Source organism: Amycolatopsis sp. lyj-84 (genome assembly GCF_046549075.1).
GTDB lineage: Bacteria > Actinomycetota > Actinomycetes > Mycobacteriales > Pseudonocardiaceae > Amycolatopsis.
In genome coordinates, this window is sequence record NZ_JAJPWO010000012.1 from 254,723 (window position 1) to 272,251 (window position 17,529).

Genomic DNA, 17,529 nt, shown 5'->3' on the forward strand with positions numbered 1-17,529 from the left:
GTAGAGCAAGGCTCCATCGACCAGTTGCCGTCGTGTCGGCCGTCCTGGACCGAGCAGGAGCACTCCCGGAAGGAGACGCTGCCATGGTTGGCCGGGACGGCACCGCCGGTAACACGTCTTCCTCGGAACACCGAGTTCCACCAGCCGCGCGACAGTGATCACTCCGCCGCGGCTGAGCGCGAGGAGCGCCTCACGGTTCCATTCGCCAGTTCGCACCACACCCGCGATCGTGGCTCTCGCGGCTACCTCACACCAGCCCCATTCGCCGCCCCTGTGGACAACTCGCCACACCAGCCCCACTGTGGATAACTCGCGCGAGGTTCCCAATGTCGCATTTGAGTCGCTGAGCGTCTCAAATGCGACATTGGGAACGCCTCAAGGCAGAGGGGGCAGCGAGGGGTCGGTGAGCCAGGCGTCGAAGAAAGCGCCGAGCGAGCGCCCAGCGAAGCGTTCGGCCAACGCGACGAAGGCGTCGCTGGTCACCAGACCGTGACGGTTCTCCACCGCCCAAGCCCTCACCAGTGGGAAGAACACCGCGTCGCCGACCGTGCAACGCAAGGCGTGCAACAGCAGGCCGCCGCGTTTGTAGACCCGCTCGTCGAACATCCGCGACACCCCGGGATCGGCCAACCGCAGATCCGCGGGCTTCGCCTTCATCCGTGTGTGCCACGTCTTCGCCCAGGTGTGCGCGCTCTGCCCGCCGGATTCCTCGGACCAGAGCCATTCCGCGTACGTCGCGAAGCCTTCGTTCAGCCAGATGTGCCGCCAGTCGGCGACGGTCAGACTGTTGCCGAACCACTGGTGCGCCAGTTCGTGCACGACGAGCCGTTCGTGGGTGCGCCGCCCGTCGACGTGGTTGGCGCCGAAGATCGACATGCCCTGCGCTTCGATCGGGTCGTCGAGGTCGTCGTCGGTGACCACGATGACGTACTCACCGAACGGGTAGGGACCGAACAACCGCTGCAGCGAGTCCATGATCCGGCCTTGCCGCCCGAAATCGCGCTCGAAAGGCCGGCGCAGGCGCGGCGGGACGGCGGCCCGTTGCGGGACCGAGGCGAGCACGGAGTCACCGTCGAAGCTGATCCGGTACGCCGAAACCGAAGGCAGCGAAAGCCACCCGGCCTGGGGGCCGGAGACCAGTTCGACATCGTCGTACCGTCCTATTTGGACGCTCATCAGGTACGTCGGCGTCGGCTCCGGCCGCTCGAAGACCCACTTCGTGGTGCTCGCGCGCTCGTGTCGCGACACCAGGTTCCCGGTGACGGCGACGAGGTACGGCGACGACGTCGTCAGCGCGACGCGGTAGGTCGCCTTGTCCGCGGGATGGTCGTTGCACGGGAACCACGACGGCGCCCCGACCGGCTGGCTCGCCACCAGTGAACCGTCGGTCAGTTCGTCCCAGCCGATGTCGCCCCACAGCCCGGGCAGCGGACGCGGATTGCCGACGTAGAAGACCTCCGCCAGGAACTCGGAACCGGCGGCCAGCGACTTCGCGGGCTTCACGTGCAGCTTGTGCCCGCGCCGCGTGTACTTGGCCGGTTTCCCGTTGACCAGCACCCGGTTGATCCGGAACTCGCCGAAGTCGAGCGTGAAGCGCGAAAGCGCCTGCGTCGCCTCCGCGGTGATGGCCGCGGAGGCCGACAGCCGGTTGGGACCGATCTTGTAGTCGAGCTCCAGATCGTAGTGCCGCACCCGGTAACCGCCGTTACCGTGATGGGGCAGATAGGAGTCGCCGGAGGTGTCCGCGCCGGGCGAGGGCTGCGCGGAGGCCTTCGAAATCACCCGCGAAAGACCCCGCTTCCCTACTTCGTCCAGGCCGAGATGGGATTCCCGAGCCAGCGCGAGTCGGCGGGAATCGCGTCGCCCCGGGTCACCAGAGACCCCGGTCCGACGGTCGTCCGCGCGCCGATGCTCGCGCCAGGCAGCACGATACCGTGCGGCCCGAGCGTCGCTCCCTCGTCCAGGGTCACCGGCGACATCGTCATGATCCGATCGTGGAAAAGGTGCGTCTGGACGACACAGCCGCGGTTGATCGTCGCGCCGTCGCCCAGGCTCACCAGGTCCGACTCGGGCAGCCAGTAGGTCTCCAGCCACACGCCCTTGCCGATCTTGACGCCCATGGTGCGCAGCCAGGCCGGCAGCAGCGGCGTGCCGCCGAGCGAACCGATCAGCCACGGCACGGCGAGCGCCTCGACGAAGGTGTCGGCGAGTTCGTTGCGCCAGACGAACGAGCTCCACAGCGGATGGTCGATCGCGCGGAACTTGCCCACCAGCAGCCACTTCATCGCGGTGGCGGTCAGCGCGGCGACGGCACCGGCGGCGAGCAGCAGCGGCCCGCCGAGCAGCACCGCGACCAAGAACCCGAAGGACGACGCGAGCGCGAAGATCGCGGCGGCGACCAGGACGGTCAGCGCGACGCCGCACATCACCGGCACGATGCGGCACAGTTCGACGAGCGCACGGGCCGCCTTGAGCCGCAGCGGCGGCGTGTAGGTGCGGCTCGTGTCGGACTCGCCGACCGACCGGCGGACCGGCAGCGGCGGCATCCCGAGGTACGAGGAGCCCTTCTTCGCCTTCAGCGGGGCCGACGACAGCACGCCGACCAGGCCGCGCTTGGGCACCGAACGGCCGGGCGCGGCCATCCCCGAGTTGCCGAGGAACGCCTGCTTGCCGATCCGGGCGGGCGCGACGTGCAGCCAGCCGTGGCCGAGCTCATAGGTGGCGACCATGGTGTCGTCCGCGAGGAACGCGCCGCTGTCGACCTGCGTCATCTTCGGCAGCGCGAGAACGGTGGACGCCTCGACGTTGCGGCCGACCTTCGCCCCGAGCATCCGGAGCCACACCGGGGTGAACAGGCTGGCGTACAAGGGGAACAGCCCTTCACGCGCCATGCCCATCAGCCGTTCGGTCGCCCAGACCTGCCACGCGACGCGGCCGTGGACGGGGTGGTAGCCCTCGACCATGCCGATGCTCAGCGACCGGACGCCGACGAGCACGAGCAGGGCGTAGCTCACGAAGTACGCGATGGTCGCGAGCGGCGTGAACAGCAACGCCTGACCGAGCGCGGCTCCCAATGAGGGCGCTCCGGCGATCGCCTGACCCAGCACCGCGACCGCCGGAAGTGCGGCGACGGCGGGCAAGAGCCCCAGCGCGACCGAGGTCACGCCGTAGACCGTGGCCCAGAACCGCGAACGCGGCGGGCGGCTCGACGGCCATTTCAGCGCGTCCTTGGTGACACGGGCGGCAGGCACGCTGCCGCGGACGGTCGACCCGGCCGCGATCTCCGCGCCCTTGCCGATCCGCGCACCCGGGAACAGCGTGCTGCGCGCGCCGATCCGCGCGTCGGCGCCGATCCGGATCTTGCCGATGTGCACGAGATCGCCGTCCACCCAGTGCCCGGTCAGGTCGACCTCGGGTTCGATGGCGGCACCGCGGCCGAGTTTCAGCATGCCGGTGACCGGCGGCGGCGAGTGCAGGTCGACGTCCTTGGCGATCCGCGCGCCGAGAGCCTTGGCGTACGTCGTCATCCAGGAAGCGCCCGCGACACTGTCCGCGCCGCTGAACTCGGCGAGTTTCTCCGCCGCCCACAGTCGCAAGTGGACATTCCCGCCACGCGGGTAGCTGCCGGGACGGACGCCTCGCAGCAGCAGCCGCGCACCGGTCGCCGAGATCGCGATCCGGCCGGCCGGGCTGAACAGCGCGACCCAAGCGACGGCGATCCACACCCAGCTCAGCGTCGGCGCCCAGGCGAAACCGGCCAGCGACAGCACGTTCGACAGCGTGGCCGCGATCGTCGTCCAGCGCAGGCCGACCAGGCCCATCAGCGGGACCATCAGCAACGACTGGATGATCCCGGCCTTGCGCGGGGTCGGCGCGATGTCGCGGCGTTCGGTCTTCTGGCCGCTCAGCGCGTCCAGCATCGACGCGAGCGCGCCGAGCTTCGGGTTGGCGTAGATGTCGTTCACCGACACCTGCGGGTGCCGGGTGCGGATCCGCGCGATCAGCTGCGCGGCCGTCAGGCTGCCACCGCCGTGGCTGAAGAAGTCGGCCTTCGGGTTGTCGACCGAGACACCCAGGATCTCCGCCCAGCCTTCGGCGAGCCAGCTCTCCGTCGGCGACAGGCCGGATTTGGCGGCGTCCACAGTGGACAGCGGCCAGGGCAGCGCGTTGCGGTCGACCTTGCCGGAGGTGCGGGTCGGCAGGTCGTCGATCAGTGCCAGCAGCGGGACGAGGGCGGCGGGCAGCTGCTCGCGCAGCCGGGTCGCGGCCTCGTCGTGGTCGAACTTCGTCCCCTCGGCGGGCACGACGTAGCCGACGAGCACCTGGTTTCCGGCCTTGGTGCGGCGGATCGCGGCGGCGGCGCCCTGCACGCCGGGCAGCGACTGGAGCGCGGCGTCGACCTCACCCAGTTCGATCCGGCGGCCGCCGAGCTTGACCTGCTCGTCGAGACGCCCGAGGAACAGCAGGCCTTCGGCTTCGGCGCGGACCATGTCACCGCTGCGGTACGCGCGGCGCCAGCCCAGCGACGGCAGCGGCGCGAACTTCTCGGCGTCCTTCGCCGGGTCCAGATAACGGGCCAGGCCGACACCGCCGATGACCAGCTCGCCGGTCTCCCCCATCGCGACCGGTTCACCCGCCTCGTTGACGACGGCGAGCTGCCAGCCCGCCAGCGGCAGGCCGATCCGGACCGGGCCCTCGCCGGTCATCTGCGCGGCGCAGGCGACGACGGTGGCCTCGGTCGGGCCGTAGGTGTTCCAGACTTCGCGGCCTTCGACGGCGACACGCTCGGCCAGTTCGGGCGGGCAGGCTTCGCCACCGAAGATCAGCAGGCGGACGTCTTCGAGCGCGTCGGCGGGCCACAGCGCGGCCAGCGTCGGGACGGTCGAGACGACGGTGATGCCCTGCGCGACCAGCCACGGACCGAGGTCGACACCGGTCCGCACCAGCGAACGCGGCGCCGGGACCAGGCAGGCGCCGTGGCGCCAGGCGAGCCACATCTCTTCGCAGGACGCGTCGAACGCGACGGACAGGCCGGCGAGCACGCGGTCACCGGGGCCGATCGGCTCCTCGGTGAGGAACAGCCGGGCTTCGGCGTCGACGAACGCGGCGGCCGAGGCGTGCGAGACGGCGACGCCCTTCGGCTTGCCGGTCGAACCGGAGGTGAAGATGATCCACGCGTCGTCGGCAGGGGCGGGAGAGCCCTCGACGCCGCCGGGCGAGCCCACGACGGTGATCGCGCCGCCATCGGAGACGACGGCGGCGACTTCGGCCTCGCCGAAGACCAGTTCGGCGCGCTCGTCCGGATCGTCCGCGTCGACCGGCACGTAGGCGGCGCCGACGGACAGGATGGCGAGGATCGCGACGTAGAGCTCCGCGGTGCCGGAGGAGATCCGGACGCCGACCCGGTCGCCGACGCCGACCCCGTTGGCGGTCAGCTTGCGGCCGTAGGCGTCGATCTCCTCGACGAGCTTGCGGTAGGACAGCGTGGTCTCGCCGTCCTCGATCGCGCCCGCGTTGGGGTGGCGGGCGGCGGTCTCGGCGACGATGTCGATCAGGGTGCGCTCACCGGCGCCGAGGCCGGACCAGAACAGGGCCCGGTCGGCGACGGGGGCGGGTGACGGGGCGACGGTGACGTCGGCGACACAGGCGATCGGCCGGGAATCGGCGGTGAGTGTCATCGGGGCATCACCACGGGCAAGACTGAACCATGGGCGCGCAAGCCCATCACACACCTTTCGCGAAGTGCGTCATTCGGGCTCGCTCTCCGAATGAGGCGCCCGCTAGCAGACCAATCACTTTACCGCAGGTCAACGGCATATCTCGGGAGGGTCTCGGCAGAGTGTCGAAACTCACCGATGGACACGCCGAAACCCGAGGTCATCGGCGTGTCCACCCAGTGAACTATTCACCTACATCGTGAGAAATCAGCGTGCTTTTGGTTTACCCGACGGTTTGCCCGTCGATTTACCGGCCGCTTTTCCGCCTGCCTTGGGCCTTTGCTTCTTTTCCCGCACCCGGACATTCACCCGGACGGGGCTGCCTTCGAAGCCGAAACGCTCACGGAACTTGCGTTCGATGAACCGCCGGTAGCCCGCCTCGAGGAATCCGGTGGTGAACAGGACCAGTGTCGGCGGCCGGATGCCCGCCTGGGTCGCGAACAGCACCTTCGGCTGCTTGCCGCCGCGCACCGGCGGCGGGGTCGCGGCGATGAGGTCGGCCAGCCAGCCGTTCAGCTGACCGGTGGGCACCCGCTGGTCCCACGACTTCAGCGCGGTCCGCAGCGCGGGCGCGAGCTTGCGCACGGACCGGCCGGTGAGCGCGGAGATGTTGACCTTGTCCGCCCACGGCACCCGCACCAGGCCGCGGTCCAGCTCACGGACCATGGCGTGACGGCGGTCCTCGTCGACGAGGTCCCACTTGTTGAAGGCGAGCACGCAGGCGCGGCCCGCCTCGACGACCATGGTCAGCACCCGCAGGTCCTGCTCCGAAAGCGGTTCGGCGGCGTCCAGCAGCACGATCGCGACCTCGGCCGCGTCGATCGCGGTCTTGGTCCGCAGCGACGCGTAGTACTCCGCGCCGTTGGCCGAGTTGACGCGCTTGCGCAGCCCCGCGGTGTCGACGAACCGCCAGATGTCGCCGTCCAGCTCGACCAGCGAGTCGACCGGGTCGACGGTGGTACCGGCGACCGAGTCCACCACGGACCGCTCTTCGCCGGAGATCTTGTTCAGCAGGCTGGACTTGCCCACGTTCGGCTTGCCGACCAGCGCGACCCGGCGCGGGCCCGCGGTCGCGCGGTCGCCGTCGCGCGGCATCGTCGGCAGTGCCTTGACGATCGAGTCGAGCAGGTCGCCCGAACTACGGCCGTGCAACGCGCTGACCGGATGCGGTTCGCCGAGGCCGAGTGACCACAGCGACGCGGTGTCGGCGAGCAGGCGGTCGTCGTCGACCTTGTTGGCGACGAGCAGCACCGGCTTCTTCGAGCGGCGCAGCACCTTCGAGGCGGCCTCGTCGGTCGCGGTCGCGCCGACGCTGGCGTCGATCACCAGCAGCACCGCGTCGGCGGTGGCCATCGCGATCTCGGCCTGCGCGGCGACGGAGGCCTGCAACCCGGTCGCGTCCGGCTCCCAGCCGCCCGTGTCGACCAGGGTGAACCGGCGGCCCGCCCAGAAGGCGTCGTAGGCCACGCGGTCGCGGGTCACGCCGGGGACGTCCTGCACGACCGCCTCGCGGCGGCCGAGAATACGGTTGACCAGGGTGGACTTGCCCACGTTCGGCCTGCCGACGACGGCGAGGACCGGCTGCGCGAGCTGCGCCTCCTCCTCGGCCTCGCCCGCGGCGATCTGGGCGTCCAGCGCGGTGAATTCGGACTCGTCGGACCAGGAGCCGTCGATCTCGCCGACTCCGTCAAGCTCAGACATTCGTTACTTCACATTCTGTCGCGTGTCTTGGAGCCCTTGCTCCAAGCGCCATTCGTCCAGTGCCTTCACGAGGTCCGCGAGCGCGATGCGAAGCCGCTCGGTTCCCTCCTCCAGCCCTGTCCTTCCCTTCCCGATTTCGGGAGTGAAAGGTTCGCCGACCATGATGTCGACGCGTGGCCGCCAGCGCCTCTTGGCACCGGCGGGCTTGTACGTCCCCCGAGTGGCGACCGGAACCACGGTCGCCTTCCCGGCGCGGACCAGGAAGGCCGCGCCGCGCTCGAAGTTTTCGGCGTCACCGAGGCCGCGGGTGCCTTCGGGGAAGATCCCGACCGCACCGCCGTCCTCGAGCACCTTGACCGCCATCATCAGCGGTTTGCGGTCCACCGCCCCCCGTTTCACCGGGATCTGGCCCAGTTTCGGGAAGAACCAGCCGACGAAACCCTTGAACAGTTCCGCCTTGACCAGGAACGCGGTGCGCCGCGAGAACATTCCGAACAGCAGCGCCGGTTCCGTCATCGAACTGTGGTTGGCCATGAACACCACCGGCCCGGACGCCGGCACCCGTTCGGCACCGTGCACCCGGACCCGGAACGCGGGCCGGACGAGGAACTTCGAGATACCCCGGCCGAAGGTGTGAAACGGGTCGCTCGCGCCCTCGGGCAGTCCTTTCGCGCTCACCGCGCGGCCTCGGCGGGGCAGCCTTCGAGAAGACCGCGGTGCAGAGCCAGTTCCGCGAGCGCGACGATGACCTGGTCGATGTTGAGCGCCGAGGTGTCGACCTCGACGGCGTCTTCGGCCGCGCGCAGGGGCGAAGCCGCGCGCGTGGAGTCCAGGCGGTCACGCCGTTCCACCGCGGCCTTCGCGACATCCACGGTGGACTCGCGGCCGGCGGCGGAGTCCTGCGCGCTGCGGCGCGCGGCGCGGACCTCGGCCGAGGCGGTGAGAAAGATCTTGAGCGGGGCGTCCGGCGAGACGACGGTGCCGATGTCGCGGCCTTCGACCACGATGCCGCCGACGCGGCCGAGCACCTCGGAGATGATCTCGCGCTGCCGGGTGACCAGCAGTTCGCGGACCGCGGGGACGGCCGAAACCGGCGAAACCGCGGTGGTGACGTCCGCGCCGCGGATCTCGGCGGCGACGTCCTCGCCCGCGAGGGTCACGGTCGCTTCGTCAGGGCTGGTCCCGATGCCGAGTTCGGCCTTCCGGGCGACGTCGAAGACCGCGTCCGCGTCGGCCGTGTCGGCCCCGGCGCGCAGGACGGCGAGGGTGACCATGCGGTACATCGCGCCCGTGTCGAGGTAGCCGGCGCCGAGCTTCGTCGCGAGCTTCCGCGAAACCGTGGATTTCCCGGTCCCGGACGGGCCGTCCATCGCGACCACACCACGCAGGGCTCCCGCCACCGAAACTCTCCTCAGCTCATCTTCGCTCACCTGATCGACGACCATTCTGCCTGGTGGCGACCGACACGCCTCAGCCACCCACGGCGAACCGGTCGACGAGCATGCCGATCCGCTCCGCACGCGCGTCCGCGGGCAGCCGCCGGCTGCGTTCGAGGGTGACCAGGCCGTGCATGGCGGCCCAGAAGGTCTCGGTGTAGAGGGCGGGGTCGTGCTCACCCGCCGCCGGACCCGCGCATTCGAGCAGGGCGCCGAACGCGTCCTTCAGCGGGGCGGGGCTGTCCGGACTGGCGAAGGTCAGTTCGCTGGCGAGGGTGAAGATCGCGTCGTAGAGGGCGGGTTCGCGGTCGGCGAAGTCGAAGTAATTCTCGGCCAGCCGCAGCAGGGCGCCCCGCGAGTCCTCCGCCGTCCCGACTCCCCGCCGCAGGTGGGCGGCCATTTCGGTGCATCCCTCGAGCGCCGCGGCCGCCATGATCGCGCCCTTGCCGGAGAAATGGCTGTAGAGCACCGGCTGGCTGTACTCGATCTTCGCGGCCAGCCGCCGGGTGGTGACCGCGTCCCAGCCCTCCTCTTCGGCGATCTCGCGGGCGGTGGTGACGATCAGCTGTTCGCGTTGTGAGCGGTCTCGCTCACGTCGGGGGTTCGTGACCATACGAATATCCTAGCACCGCTAGACAAGCTAGCGGTGCTAGCGCTAGCGTCTGCGGTGTTCCTAGCGCTGCTAGATTTCGGAGTCGGAGACCATGACCCGCATCAAGATCGCTTACGCCCTGTCCATCGCCCTCGTGCTCTTCGTCCTGTACTTCGGGAGTGGTTACGTGTTCTTCCCGGAGACCCAGACGGGCGGTTTCGGCCTCCCGGTCATGCCACTGAAGGGTGATCCGATCCTCGCGGTCAAGGGCGTCCGCGACATCGGGACGGCACTCGTGGTGCTCGCCCTGATCCTGTTCCGGAACGTCCGCGCGCTGGGCTGGGCGCTCCTCGCGCTGGCGTTCATCCCGTTCGGCGACATGCTGATCGTGTTGACCCACAACGGGTCCGTCGGTGCCGCGCTCGGCATCCACGCCGCGACGTCCGCCCTGATGGTCGTGATCTCGGCACTGTTCCTGATCCGGCCGAAGCAAAACGGACAGTGAGTTACTGTTGACGTCGTGAACGTCGAAGTGACCCCGCTCCCCGGAATAGGCGTCCGCAAGGACTTCGCCACTCGCAACGGCCGCCGCGTCGGCGTCGTGACCCATCGCGATGGGCACGTCGAGCTGATCGTGTCCAAAACGGACGATCCGGACGCCTGTCTCGCCTCACTTCCGCTGAGCACCGACGAGGCGGGCGCGCTGGCGAACCTGCTCGGCGCGCCCCAGCTGGTCGCCCAGCTCACCGAGGAGCACCGGGACCTGCCGGGCATCAACACCAAGCAGCTTCCGATCAAGTCCTCCTCGCCGTTCGACGGCCGGACGCTGGGCGACACCGCCATGCGGACGCGGACGAGCGTCTCGGTCGTCGCGGTGATGCGGGCCGGGCAGGTCCACCCCTCCCCCAACCCGGACTTCAACCTCACCGCCGGCGACGTGCTCGTCGCGGTCGGGACGTCCGAAGGACTCGAAGCCGCCGTCAAGATCTTGAAGTACGGCTGATCGCGGATGGATCACACCGCACTGTCCTTGATCGAACTCGGGGCGGTCTTCTTCGGGCTGGGCGTGTTGGGGCGTCTCGCCGGGAAGATCGGGATGTCCCCGATCCCGCTGTACCTGATCGGTGGCCTGTGTTTCGGGCAGGGCGGGTTGATCCCGCTCGGCGACATCGGTGACTTCACCCACCTCGCCAGCGAGATCGGCGTCGTCCTCCTGCTTCTGCTGCTGGGCCTGGAGTACTCGGCGGCCGAACTGTTCACCGGGCTGAAACGCTCGTGGATGGCGGGGCTCGTCGACATCGTGCTGAACGCCGCGCCCGGCGCGATCGTCGCGCTGATCCTCGGCTGGGGGCCGATCGGCGCGATCGTGCTGGCGGGCGTCACCTACATCTCGTCGTCCGGGATCATCGCGAAGGTGCTCGGCGACCTCGGGCGGCTCGGTAACCGGGAAACGCCGGTGGTGCTCTCGATCCTGGTGTTCGAAGACCTGGTGATGGCGCTCTACCTGCCGATCCTCACCGCGGTGCTCGGCGGGGTGAGCTTCCTCGGCGGGATGAAGGCGGTCGGGATCTCGCTGATGGTGATCACGGTCGTCCTGGTGATCGCGCTGAAGTTCGGCCGCTACGTCTCCGCCGCGGTGGACAGCCCGGACCGCGAGGTGTTCCTGCTCAAGGTCCTCGGCGCGGCGCTTCTGGTCGCGGGCATCGCCTCGGCGATGCAGGTGTCGGCCGCGGTCGGCGCGTTCCTGCTCGGGATCGCGATCTCCGGTTCCACGGCGGAGAACGCGACGCACATGCTGGAGCCGCTGCGGGACCTCTTCGCGGCCGTGTTCTTCGTCGTGTTCGGGCTCAACACGAACCCCGCGTCGATCCCGCCGGTCCTCGGCTGGGCGGTCGTGCTGGCGGTGTCGACGACACTCACGAAGGTGGCCACCGGCTGGTGGGCAGCGCGGAAGCAGGGCATCGGGAAGATGGGCCGGGCTCGCGCGGGAGCGGCGTTGGTCGCCCGAGGCGAGTTCTCGATCGTCATCGCCGGGCTGGCGGTGGCCGCGGGCGCGGTGACCGGCGAACTCGCGGCCCTCGCGACGGCCTACGTGCTCCTGATGGCCATCCTCGGCCCCACGGCCGCGCGGATCGTCGAGCCGGTGGCTCGCGCACTGCAGCGCCGCCCCTTCGGCTCCAAAAGCCCCGCCTCCCAAACCGGCTGACCGCTCTCGCGCGCTATGAAAGGCCCGTTACTTGCAAATTTTGCAAGTAACGGGCCTTTCATAGCATTGGCCTACCCGCGCTCAAGCCCCGAAACAGCCGCCGGGGCGATCTGCACCGGAGCCACCGGAAGCGCCGCCGGGACGGCCGACGGACCCGCGCCCGAGACAGGCAGCGCCAGCGACGTCTTACCCAGGTCCACCGTGATCTTCGGGTACTGCGACGGCCCGCCGATGAACGAACCGTCCGTCCCGCCGATGATCAGCGCGAGCTGATGTCCTCGCGGGACGACGTGATCCGTACTCGCCAGCCGGAACGTCATCGTGTACGGCTGCCCCGGCGTCAGCGGCGATTCCTGGGTCAGCGAACGGTAGTTGGCCAGGTCGGCCCACCCGCGGCTGATGATGTTCAGCCCCACCGAAACCGAGTCGGCGCTCGTGTTCAGGTAGCAGGCGTCGTTGCCGGAAGCGCTCGATCCCCAGCACGACTGGGTCATCTCGTTCTTGATGCCTTCCTTGGGCCCGGTGTAGTTCCGGATGGTCGCCGGGCCGTAGTCCACCAAGATCGCCGAAAGCCGCGCAGTGGACGTCGACGGCGTCGCGGTCACCGTCACCTTCGCGGTCCCGGAGACGTGGAGGTCCTTCGCGAGCGCGCCGGTGCTGAACAGCACGCGTCCGTTCGAGGTCTCCGTCGGCCGTGCCGCCCAACTGTTCGAGGACTGGCCGGAGGAGTCGGTGAACGACGCCGTGCCCGTCCCCGCGGTCGTTCCGAGCGTGCCGACGCCGGGAGTGCTCCCTGACGCGGGACGCAGGGTGACGGCGCTGCCCGCGGGCCACGCCGCCTGGTCCACCCACACGTCCGGAGCGCGTTCCACACTCGCGCCCGGCGTCTTCTCGATGCCGTTGTCGACGCCGAGCAGGTAGTGGTCGAACCACTTGTGCAGGGTGTCGACCCACGCCGACCGCCGGTAGTCGAACGGATCGACGTGACCGGCCTGCGTCAGCCACACCTTGCGCTCGACGTTCAGCGCTTCCCACCACTGCCCGAAGTTGATCGTCTTGACGTTGAGGTCGCCCAGCCCGTGCGAAGCGAGCACGCTGGCCTTCACCTTCGAGGCACTCTGCACGTGGTCCCGGTCGAGCCAGAACGCGTTGTAGTCGCCGTTCGAGGTCGCGCCCTCGGTGAGCTTCCGGTTCGCCGCGCTGCAGTTCTGGCCGCCGTTGCGCTGGGAGACCGTCTGAGCCAACCCCGCGGGGCTGCCCTGGCGCAGGCTGGCGCCGTCGGAGCGGTAGTAGTCGTACCAGGAACTGATCGCGCCGATCGGCACGATGGTCTTGAGTCCGTCGACACCGGTCGCTGCGACGCCGTTGGCGATCGTGCCGTCATAGGACTTCCCGATCATGCCGACCGCGCCCGTCGACCACGAAGCGAGCGTCTTGGCCGAACCGGTCGCCGTCGTGTAGCCGTTCGCCCGGCCGTTCAGCCAGTCGACGACCTTGCGCGCCGAGTTGACGTCCGAGGGCCCGCCGACGTCGGTGCAGCCGCGGGACTTGTTGGTACCGGCCAGATCCACCAGGACCACGGCGTACCCGCGGGGGACGAAGAAGTTGTCGTAGTAGAGCGGGAACCCGACCGGCCTGCCCGCCGAGTCGTAGGTCTTGAGTTCGCTCTCGTTGCCCCGGCCACAGCACGAGTAATACGGGCTCGCGTCCATGATGACCGGGACCTTCTTGCCCTGCGCCGCCGGTTCCTTCGGCCGGATGATGTCGGCGGCGACCCGGTCGGAGCGGCCATCGCCGTCCCCGTCGAGCCCGATGTCCACCCAAGCCGTCTCGCGGACGGCCTGGGCGAAGTCGTAGACCGGTTCGCTGCCCCGCGGTTTCGCCACGGCCGGTGGCGCCGCGACCACGGCCGCGGCGACCGCCAGAATCCCTGCCAGCACAACTGATTTCACGGTCGAGCCCTTCCCCGTCGGCTGAAAGCCCGTCAGGAAGAGCTAAACGCGATGCTCATCGGTGCAGTAGAGCGGAAAGTCTTACAGTCAGGGCTTACAGATCGACAGCGCGGTAGAGCGAGCCGACCTCACCGCGGTTGAGCCGCCGGATCGAACCCGACCGCTGCGCGCCGAGCTGGACGTCGCCGAGCGCGGTCCGGACCAGTTTGCGCACCGGATGCCCGGTGGCCGCCATCAGCCGCCGCACGATGTGCTTGCGGCCTTCGTGGATGACGAGCTCGATCTGGGTGCGACCGGCCAGCATGTCCTTGACCCGGAACTGGTCGACCTTGACGATGCCGTCCGGCAGCTCGAAGCCCGCCCGCAGTTCCTTGCCGAGCCCGCGCGGGACGATGCCCTCGACCTCGGCGAAGTAGGTCTTCAGCACCTGGAAGGACGGGTGCATCAGCCGGTGGCCGAGGTCGCCGTCGTTGGTGAGCAACAGGAGGCCTTCGGTGTTCTCGTCGAGCCTGCCGACGTGCACGATGCCGGGCATCTCCTCGTACCGGCCGCGCAGGTAGTCGCCGACGCACGGGCGGCCGCGGTCGTCGCTCATCGTGCTGTGCACGCCCTTGGGCTTGTTCAGCACGAGATAGACGAGGTCTTCGCGGACCTGGACGCGGGTGCCGTCGACGTGGATCACGGAGTTGTCCGGATCGACCCGGCGGCCGAGTTCGGTGACCACCTTGCCGTCCACGCTCACGCGACCGCGCACGATCAGGTCCTCGGCCGCGCGCCGCGAGGCGACGCCGGCCTGCGAAAGGACCTTCTGCAGCCGAATGCCGTCGGGATGGGCGTCAGATGTCATCGATGGTGTCCACTTCGGGTAGCAAGGGAGCGATCGGGGGAAGATCGGCCAGGGACGACAGTCCCAGTCGCTCCAGGAACAGCTCGGTCGTCACGTACAGCGTGCCAGTGGTTTCGGGGTCGGTCCCCATCTCCTCGATCAGGCCGCGTGCCAGCAGCGTCCTGATCACCCCGTCCACGTTCACACCTCGGACGGCGGCGACCCTGGCCCTGGTCACCGGCTGCCGATAGGCGATCACGGCGAGGCTCTCCAGCGCGGCTCGCGTCAGCTTGGAACGCTGGCCGTCGAGCAGAAGCTTCTCCACGAACGGGGCATAGACGTCCCTAGTGTAGAACCGCCACCCTTCGCCTACTCGGCGCAGGTCGATTCCGCTGGATCGGTCGGTGAACTTCTGGGACATCGTGCGCAGCGCGACGGTCACCCGCGACTCGGGCTGGCCGACCGTCTCGGCGAGCGATTCCTCGTTGATCGGCGAGTCCACGACCAGCAACAGCGCTTCGAGGGCGGCCTCGAGCACCTCGTCGGAGGTGACGTCGGGATAGTCGCCGTCACCTGCCGCCACGAGCCCTTCGTCGGCAGGCGGCTCCGGCTCGGCCACCGTTTCCGGCTCAGCGGTGTCCGGCTCGGCGACAGTCTCGTGCTCGGCCGGGGTCTCTTCGGTCTTCTCGGTCTCTTCGGGGCTCACCCGTACTCCTCGTCCTCGACGACGGCCAGATCCTGCTCGGCCGCCACCGACGCCTCCGCCACGGACCCGCCGGTCCAGCGCACGTGCAGTTCGGCGAGCGCCTCCAGTTGCTCGAACTGGACCGTCGCCTCGCGGTACAGCTCCAGCAGCGCGAGGAACCGCGCCACGATCTCGACGGTGTGCTCGCAGTCCTCGACGAGCTCGCTGAACGTCGCCTCGCCCTTTTCGGCGAGCTTGAGCCGCAGCAGCGCGGCGTGCTCGCGGACCGAGACCCGGCCCATGTGGATGTGGGCGATCGACACCGTCGGCGGCGGCTTCGGCCGGAAGACGGCGACGGCGATCTCGGCGAACTTCGCCGGGTCGACGCCGAGCATCACCTCGGGCAGCAGCCCCATGAACCGGTCTTCGAGCGCGACCGACCGCGGGTAGCGCCGCAGCGCGCCGGCCTCCAGTTCACCGAACAGCGCCGCGACCTGCTTGTACGCCCGGTACTGCAGCACGCGCGCGAACAGCAGGTCCCGTGCTTCGAGCAGGGCGAGGTCGTCTTCGCTCTCCACCTCGGCGGCGGGCAGCAGCCGCGCCGCCTTGAGGTCGAGCAGGGTCGCCGCGATGACCAGGAACTCGGTCGTCTCGTCGAGGTTCCAGTCCGTGCCGAGCGCGCGGGTGTAGGCGATGAAATCGTCCGTGACCCGGTGCAGCGCGACTTCGGTGACGTCGAGCTGGTGCTGCGAGATCAGCTGGAGCAGCAGGTCGAAGGGGCCCTGGAAGTTCGCCAGGTTCACCTTGAACTTGGACGTGCTCAGCTCTTCGCTGGCCAGTCCTTCGGGGACCATCCCGCCGTGCACGGTCTCGTGCACGGCGGGGGTCTCGTCTGCCTCTGTCCGCTCGACCGGCTCTGGGCCGCTGGGAGCAGCCTCGGCCGGGTCGTCCATCAGCTCTCGGTCTCTTTCCCGTCCTCGCTGCCCGCCCGCAATCGCTGGACGAGCACCGATTCCTCACCGGCCGCGTCGAAATCGGCCAGCAGGACGGCCACCGCCTCGCGGACCAGCCTGCCGCGGTCGAGCACGAGCCCGTGCTTCGCCCGGAGGTTCAGCCTGGCCTGCTCCATCGCCAGCAGTTCGTCGCCGGAGACGTAGACGGTGATCTTCGCGTCGTGTTTGGTCCGGCCGGAGCCGCTGCGCGCGGCCCTGGCCAGCTGTTCCTTGTGCGCTTGTCCCGCCCCGTTCGAGGAGCCGTTCTCCGCGTCGTGCCTGTCGCCGTTCCCCGTGGCGGGGGCGGGCGGCTCAGGCGCGGGCGGGAGATCGAGGGCAGGACTGGAGGTGATCCTGAACAGTTCGGACGCTCCGGGCAGGGAAGCTCGCCTGCTCACCGAGCGATCACCTCGCGGGCCAGTGCGCGGTAAGCCGCCGCACCGGCTGATTTGGGAGCCCAGGTCGTGATCGGCTCGCCCGCGACCGTGGTCTCGGGGAACCGCACGGTGCGGTTGATCACCGTGTCGAACACGGTGTCGCCGAATGCCTCCACCACTCTCGCCATGACCTCCTTCGAGTGCAGGGTTCTCGGGTCGTACATGGTGGCGAGAATCCCGGTGATGTCCAGTTTGGGGTTGAGGCGTTCCTGCACCTTCTCGATGGTGTCGATCAGGAGCGCTACGCCTCGCAGACTGAAGAACTCGCACTCCAGAGGGATGATCACACCGTCCGCGGCGGTCAGTGCGTTCACCGTCAACAGGCCAAGCGAGGGCTGGCAGTCGACAAGAACATAGTCGTAGTCGTTCATGACCGGACGAAGGACCCGTAACAAAGTGTGTTCGCGCCCTACCTCTGCGACCAACTGGACCTCGGCCGCGGACAGGTCGATGTTGCTCGGCAGCAGGTCGACGCCGTCGACGCGGGTCTTCCGGATGACGTCGGTGATGCTGACCGATCGCTCCATGATGACGTTGTAGACCGTTTGGTCCAGTTCGTGCGGCTGGATGCCGAGGCCGACCGAAAGCGCGCCCTGGGGGTCGAAGTCGACCAGCAGCACCCGGCGGCCGCATTCGGCGAGGGCCGCGCCGAGGTTGATGGTCGACGTGGTCTTGCCGACGCCGCCCTTCTGGTTGCACATGGCCATCACCAGTGCGGGGCCGTGCCGCTCGAGCGGCTTCGGTTCGGGAATCTCGCGGTACGGGCGGCCGGTCGGGCCGATTCCTTCCCTCTCGCGTTCTTGCTGCTTGGTTTCCTTGGCGCGCTTGGCCTTGCGGCCGCGAGAAGAGATCGTGTCCTCCGACGGTTCGTCGCCGTCGTGTTCGGCGGGGGTTGCGATGGTCACCTGGTGGAGGCTCGCCGCGGCCGAACCGGCGGACACGGACGGCTTCGCCGGCTCGTTCGGTGTCGACATGGCGCGAAATC

At 69.2% G+C, this 17,529-nt stretch carries 15 protein-coding genes; 3 read left to right on the plus strand and 12 right to left on the minus strand.

The genetic code is table 11. From position 1 onward, the window contains the following. Window positions 1–375: 375 nt before the first annotated feature. The 6 genes from ACLJRM_RS32220 to ACLJRM_RS32245 all read right to left on the minus strand — a co-directional run bounded on the left by ACLJRM_RS32220 (window position 376) and on the right by ACLJRM_RS32245 (window position 9,467). On the minus strand, window positions 376–1,782 hold the full coding sequence (locus tag ACLJRM_RS32220; protein WP_410665200.1) for a M1 family metallopeptidase: 1,407 nt from the start codon (window positions 1,780–1,782) through the stop codon (window positions 376–378). A gap of 20 nt (window positions 1,783–1,802) precedes the next feature. Continuing rightward, the gene (locus ACLJRM_RS32225) at window positions 1,803–5,678 is read right to left on the minus strand and encodes a Pls/PosA family non-ribosomal peptide synthetase (RefSeq protein ID WP_101608721.1); all 3,876 of its coding nucleotides are present in this window, start codon (window positions 5,676–5,678) and stop codon (window positions 1,803–1,805) included. 246 nt (window positions 5,679–5,924) lie between these two features. Further along, on the minus strand, window positions 5,925–7,418 hold the full coding sequence (gene der / locus ACLJRM_RS32230) for a ribosome biogenesis GTPase Der (RefSeq protein WP_410605294.1): 1,494 nt from the start codon (window positions 7,416–7,418) through the stop codon (window positions 5,925–5,927). Between the two features lie 3 nt (window positions 7,419–7,421). Beyond that, window positions 7,422–8,096: a lysophospholipid acyltransferase family protein gene (locus tag ACLJRM_RS32235; protein WP_410665201.1), complete on the minus strand. Its 675-nt coding sequence runs from the start codon at window positions 8,094–8,096 to the stop codon at window positions 7,422–7,424. Further along, window positions 8,093–8,797, minus strand: a complete 705-nt coding sequence (gene cmk, locus ACLJRM_RS32240) for a (d)CMP kinase (protein WP_101613284.1) — start codon at window positions 8,795–8,797, stop codon at window positions 8,093–8,095. Before cmk ends, ACLJRM_RS32235 begins: the two co-directional genes overlap by 4 nt. A 91-nt stretch (window positions 8,798–8,888) precedes the next feature. Next, window positions 8,889–9,467, minus strand: coding sequence for a TetR/AcrR family transcriptional regulator (locus ACLJRM_RS32245; protein ID WP_101608724.1), 579 nt, complete (start codon window positions 9,465–9,467; stop codon window positions 8,889–8,891). 91 nt (window positions 9,468–9,558) lie between these two features. On the opposite strand from ACLJRM_RS32245, the gene ACLJRM_RS32250 reads away from it, so the two are divergent. The 3 genes from ACLJRM_RS32250 to ACLJRM_RS32260 are packed head-to-tail and all read left to right on the plus strand — an operon-like array spanning window position 9,559 to window position 11,652. Further along, entirely contained in the window at window positions 9,559–9,951 is a 393-nt protein-coding gene (locus ACLJRM_RS32250) for a DUF4267 domain-containing protein (RefSeq protein ID WP_101608725.1), read from the plus strand. A gap of 15 nt (window positions 9,952–9,966) precedes the next feature. Further along, window positions 9,967–10,449 carry a cation:proton antiporter regulatory subunit gene (locus ACLJRM_RS32255; RefSeq protein WP_076167978.1) on the plus strand — a complete coding sequence of 161 codons (483 nt, stop codon included), beginning with the start codon at window positions 9,967–9,969 and terminating at the stop codon, window positions 10,447–10,449. A gap of 6 nt (window positions 10,450–10,455) precedes the next feature. Further along, the gene (locus ACLJRM_RS32260; protein ID WP_101608726.1) at window positions 10,456–11,652 is read left to right on the plus strand and encodes a cation:proton antiporter; all 1,197 of its coding nucleotides are present in this window, start codon (window positions 10,456–10,458) and stop codon (window positions 11,650–11,652) included. 71 nt (window positions 11,653–11,723) lie between these two features. Here ACLJRM_RS32260 and ACLJRM_RS32265 read toward each other — a convergent pair whose 3' ends face one another. The 6 genes from ACLJRM_RS32265 to ACLJRM_RS32290 all read right to left on the minus strand — a co-directional run bounded on the left by ACLJRM_RS32265 (window position 11,724) and on the right by ACLJRM_RS32290 (window position 17,518). Next, entirely contained in the window at window positions 11,724–13,592 is a 1,869-nt protein-coding gene (locus ACLJRM_RS32265; RefSeq protein WP_410665218.1) for a Xaa-Pro dipeptidyl-peptidase, read from the minus strand. 106 nt (window positions 13,593–13,698) lie between these two features. Beyond that, complete coding sequence (locus ACLJRM_RS32270; RefSeq protein WP_101608728.1) at window positions 13,699–14,451, minus strand: pseudouridine synthase; 753 nt, start codon at window positions 14,449–14,451, stop codon at window positions 13,699–13,701. Next, window positions 14,441–15,136: an SMC-Scp complex subunit ScpB gene (gene scpB, locus ACLJRM_RS32275; protein ID WP_410665202.1), complete on the minus strand. Its 696-nt coding sequence runs from the start codon at window positions 15,134–15,136 to the stop codon at window positions 14,441–14,443. The genes ACLJRM_RS32270 and scpB overlap by 11 nt, the downstream gene beginning before the upstream one ends. Next, window positions 15,133–16,068, minus strand: coding sequence for a segregation and condensation protein A (locus tag ACLJRM_RS32280; RefSeq protein WP_168214343.1), 936 nt, complete (start codon window positions 16,066–16,068; stop codon window positions 15,133–15,135). Before ACLJRM_RS32280 ends, scpB begins: the two co-directional genes overlap by 4 nt. Continuing rightward, complete coding sequence (locus ACLJRM_RS32285) at window positions 16,068–16,505, minus strand: cobyrinic acid a,c-diamide synthase (RefSeq protein ID WP_101608730.1); 438 nt, start codon at window positions 16,503–16,505, stop codon at window positions 16,068–16,070. The genes ACLJRM_RS32280 and ACLJRM_RS32285 overlap by 1 nt, the downstream gene beginning before the upstream one ends. Then, on the minus strand, window positions 16,502–17,518 hold the full coding sequence (locus ACLJRM_RS32290) for a ParA family protein (protein ID WP_101608731.1): 1,017 nt from the start codon (window positions 17,516–17,518) through the stop codon (window positions 16,502–16,504). The genes ACLJRM_RS32285 and ACLJRM_RS32290 overlap by 4 nt, the downstream gene beginning before the upstream one ends. Between the last annotated feature and the right edge of the window lie 11 nt (window positions 17,519–17,529).

Coding starts and splice junctions, on each gene's coding strand:
- ACLJRM_RS32225 (WP_101608721.1), bottom strand. CDS start 5,678: ATGACACTCACCGCCGATTCCCGGCCGATCGCCTGTGTCGCCGACGTC.
- der (WP_410605294.1), bottom strand. CDS start 7,418: ATGTCTGAGCTTGACGGAGTCGGCGAGATCGACGGCTCCTGGTCCGAC.
- ACLJRM_RS32245 (WP_101608724.1), bottom strand. CDS start 9,467: ATGGTCACGAACCCCCGACGTGAGCGAGACCGCTCACAACGCGAACAG.
- ACLJRM_RS32250 (WP_101608725.1), top strand. CDS start 9,559: ATGACCCGCATCAAGATCGCTTACGCCCTGTCCATCGCCCTCGTGCTC.
- ACLJRM_RS32260 (WP_101608726.1), top strand. CDS start 10,456: ATGGATCACACCGCACTGTCCTTGATCGAACTCGGGGCGGTCTTCTTC.
- ACLJRM_RS32270 (WP_101608728.1), bottom strand. CDS start 14,451: ATGACATCTGACGCCCATCCCGACGGCATTCGGCTGCAGAAGGTCCTT.
- ACLJRM_RS32280 (WP_168214343.1), bottom strand. CDS start 16,068: ATGGACGACCCGGCCGAGGCTGCTCCCAGCGGCCCAGAGCCGGTCGAG.
- ACLJRM_RS32290 (WP_101608731.1), bottom strand. CDS start 17,518: ATGTCGACACCGAACGAGCCGGCGAAGCCGTCCGTGTCCGCCGGTTCG.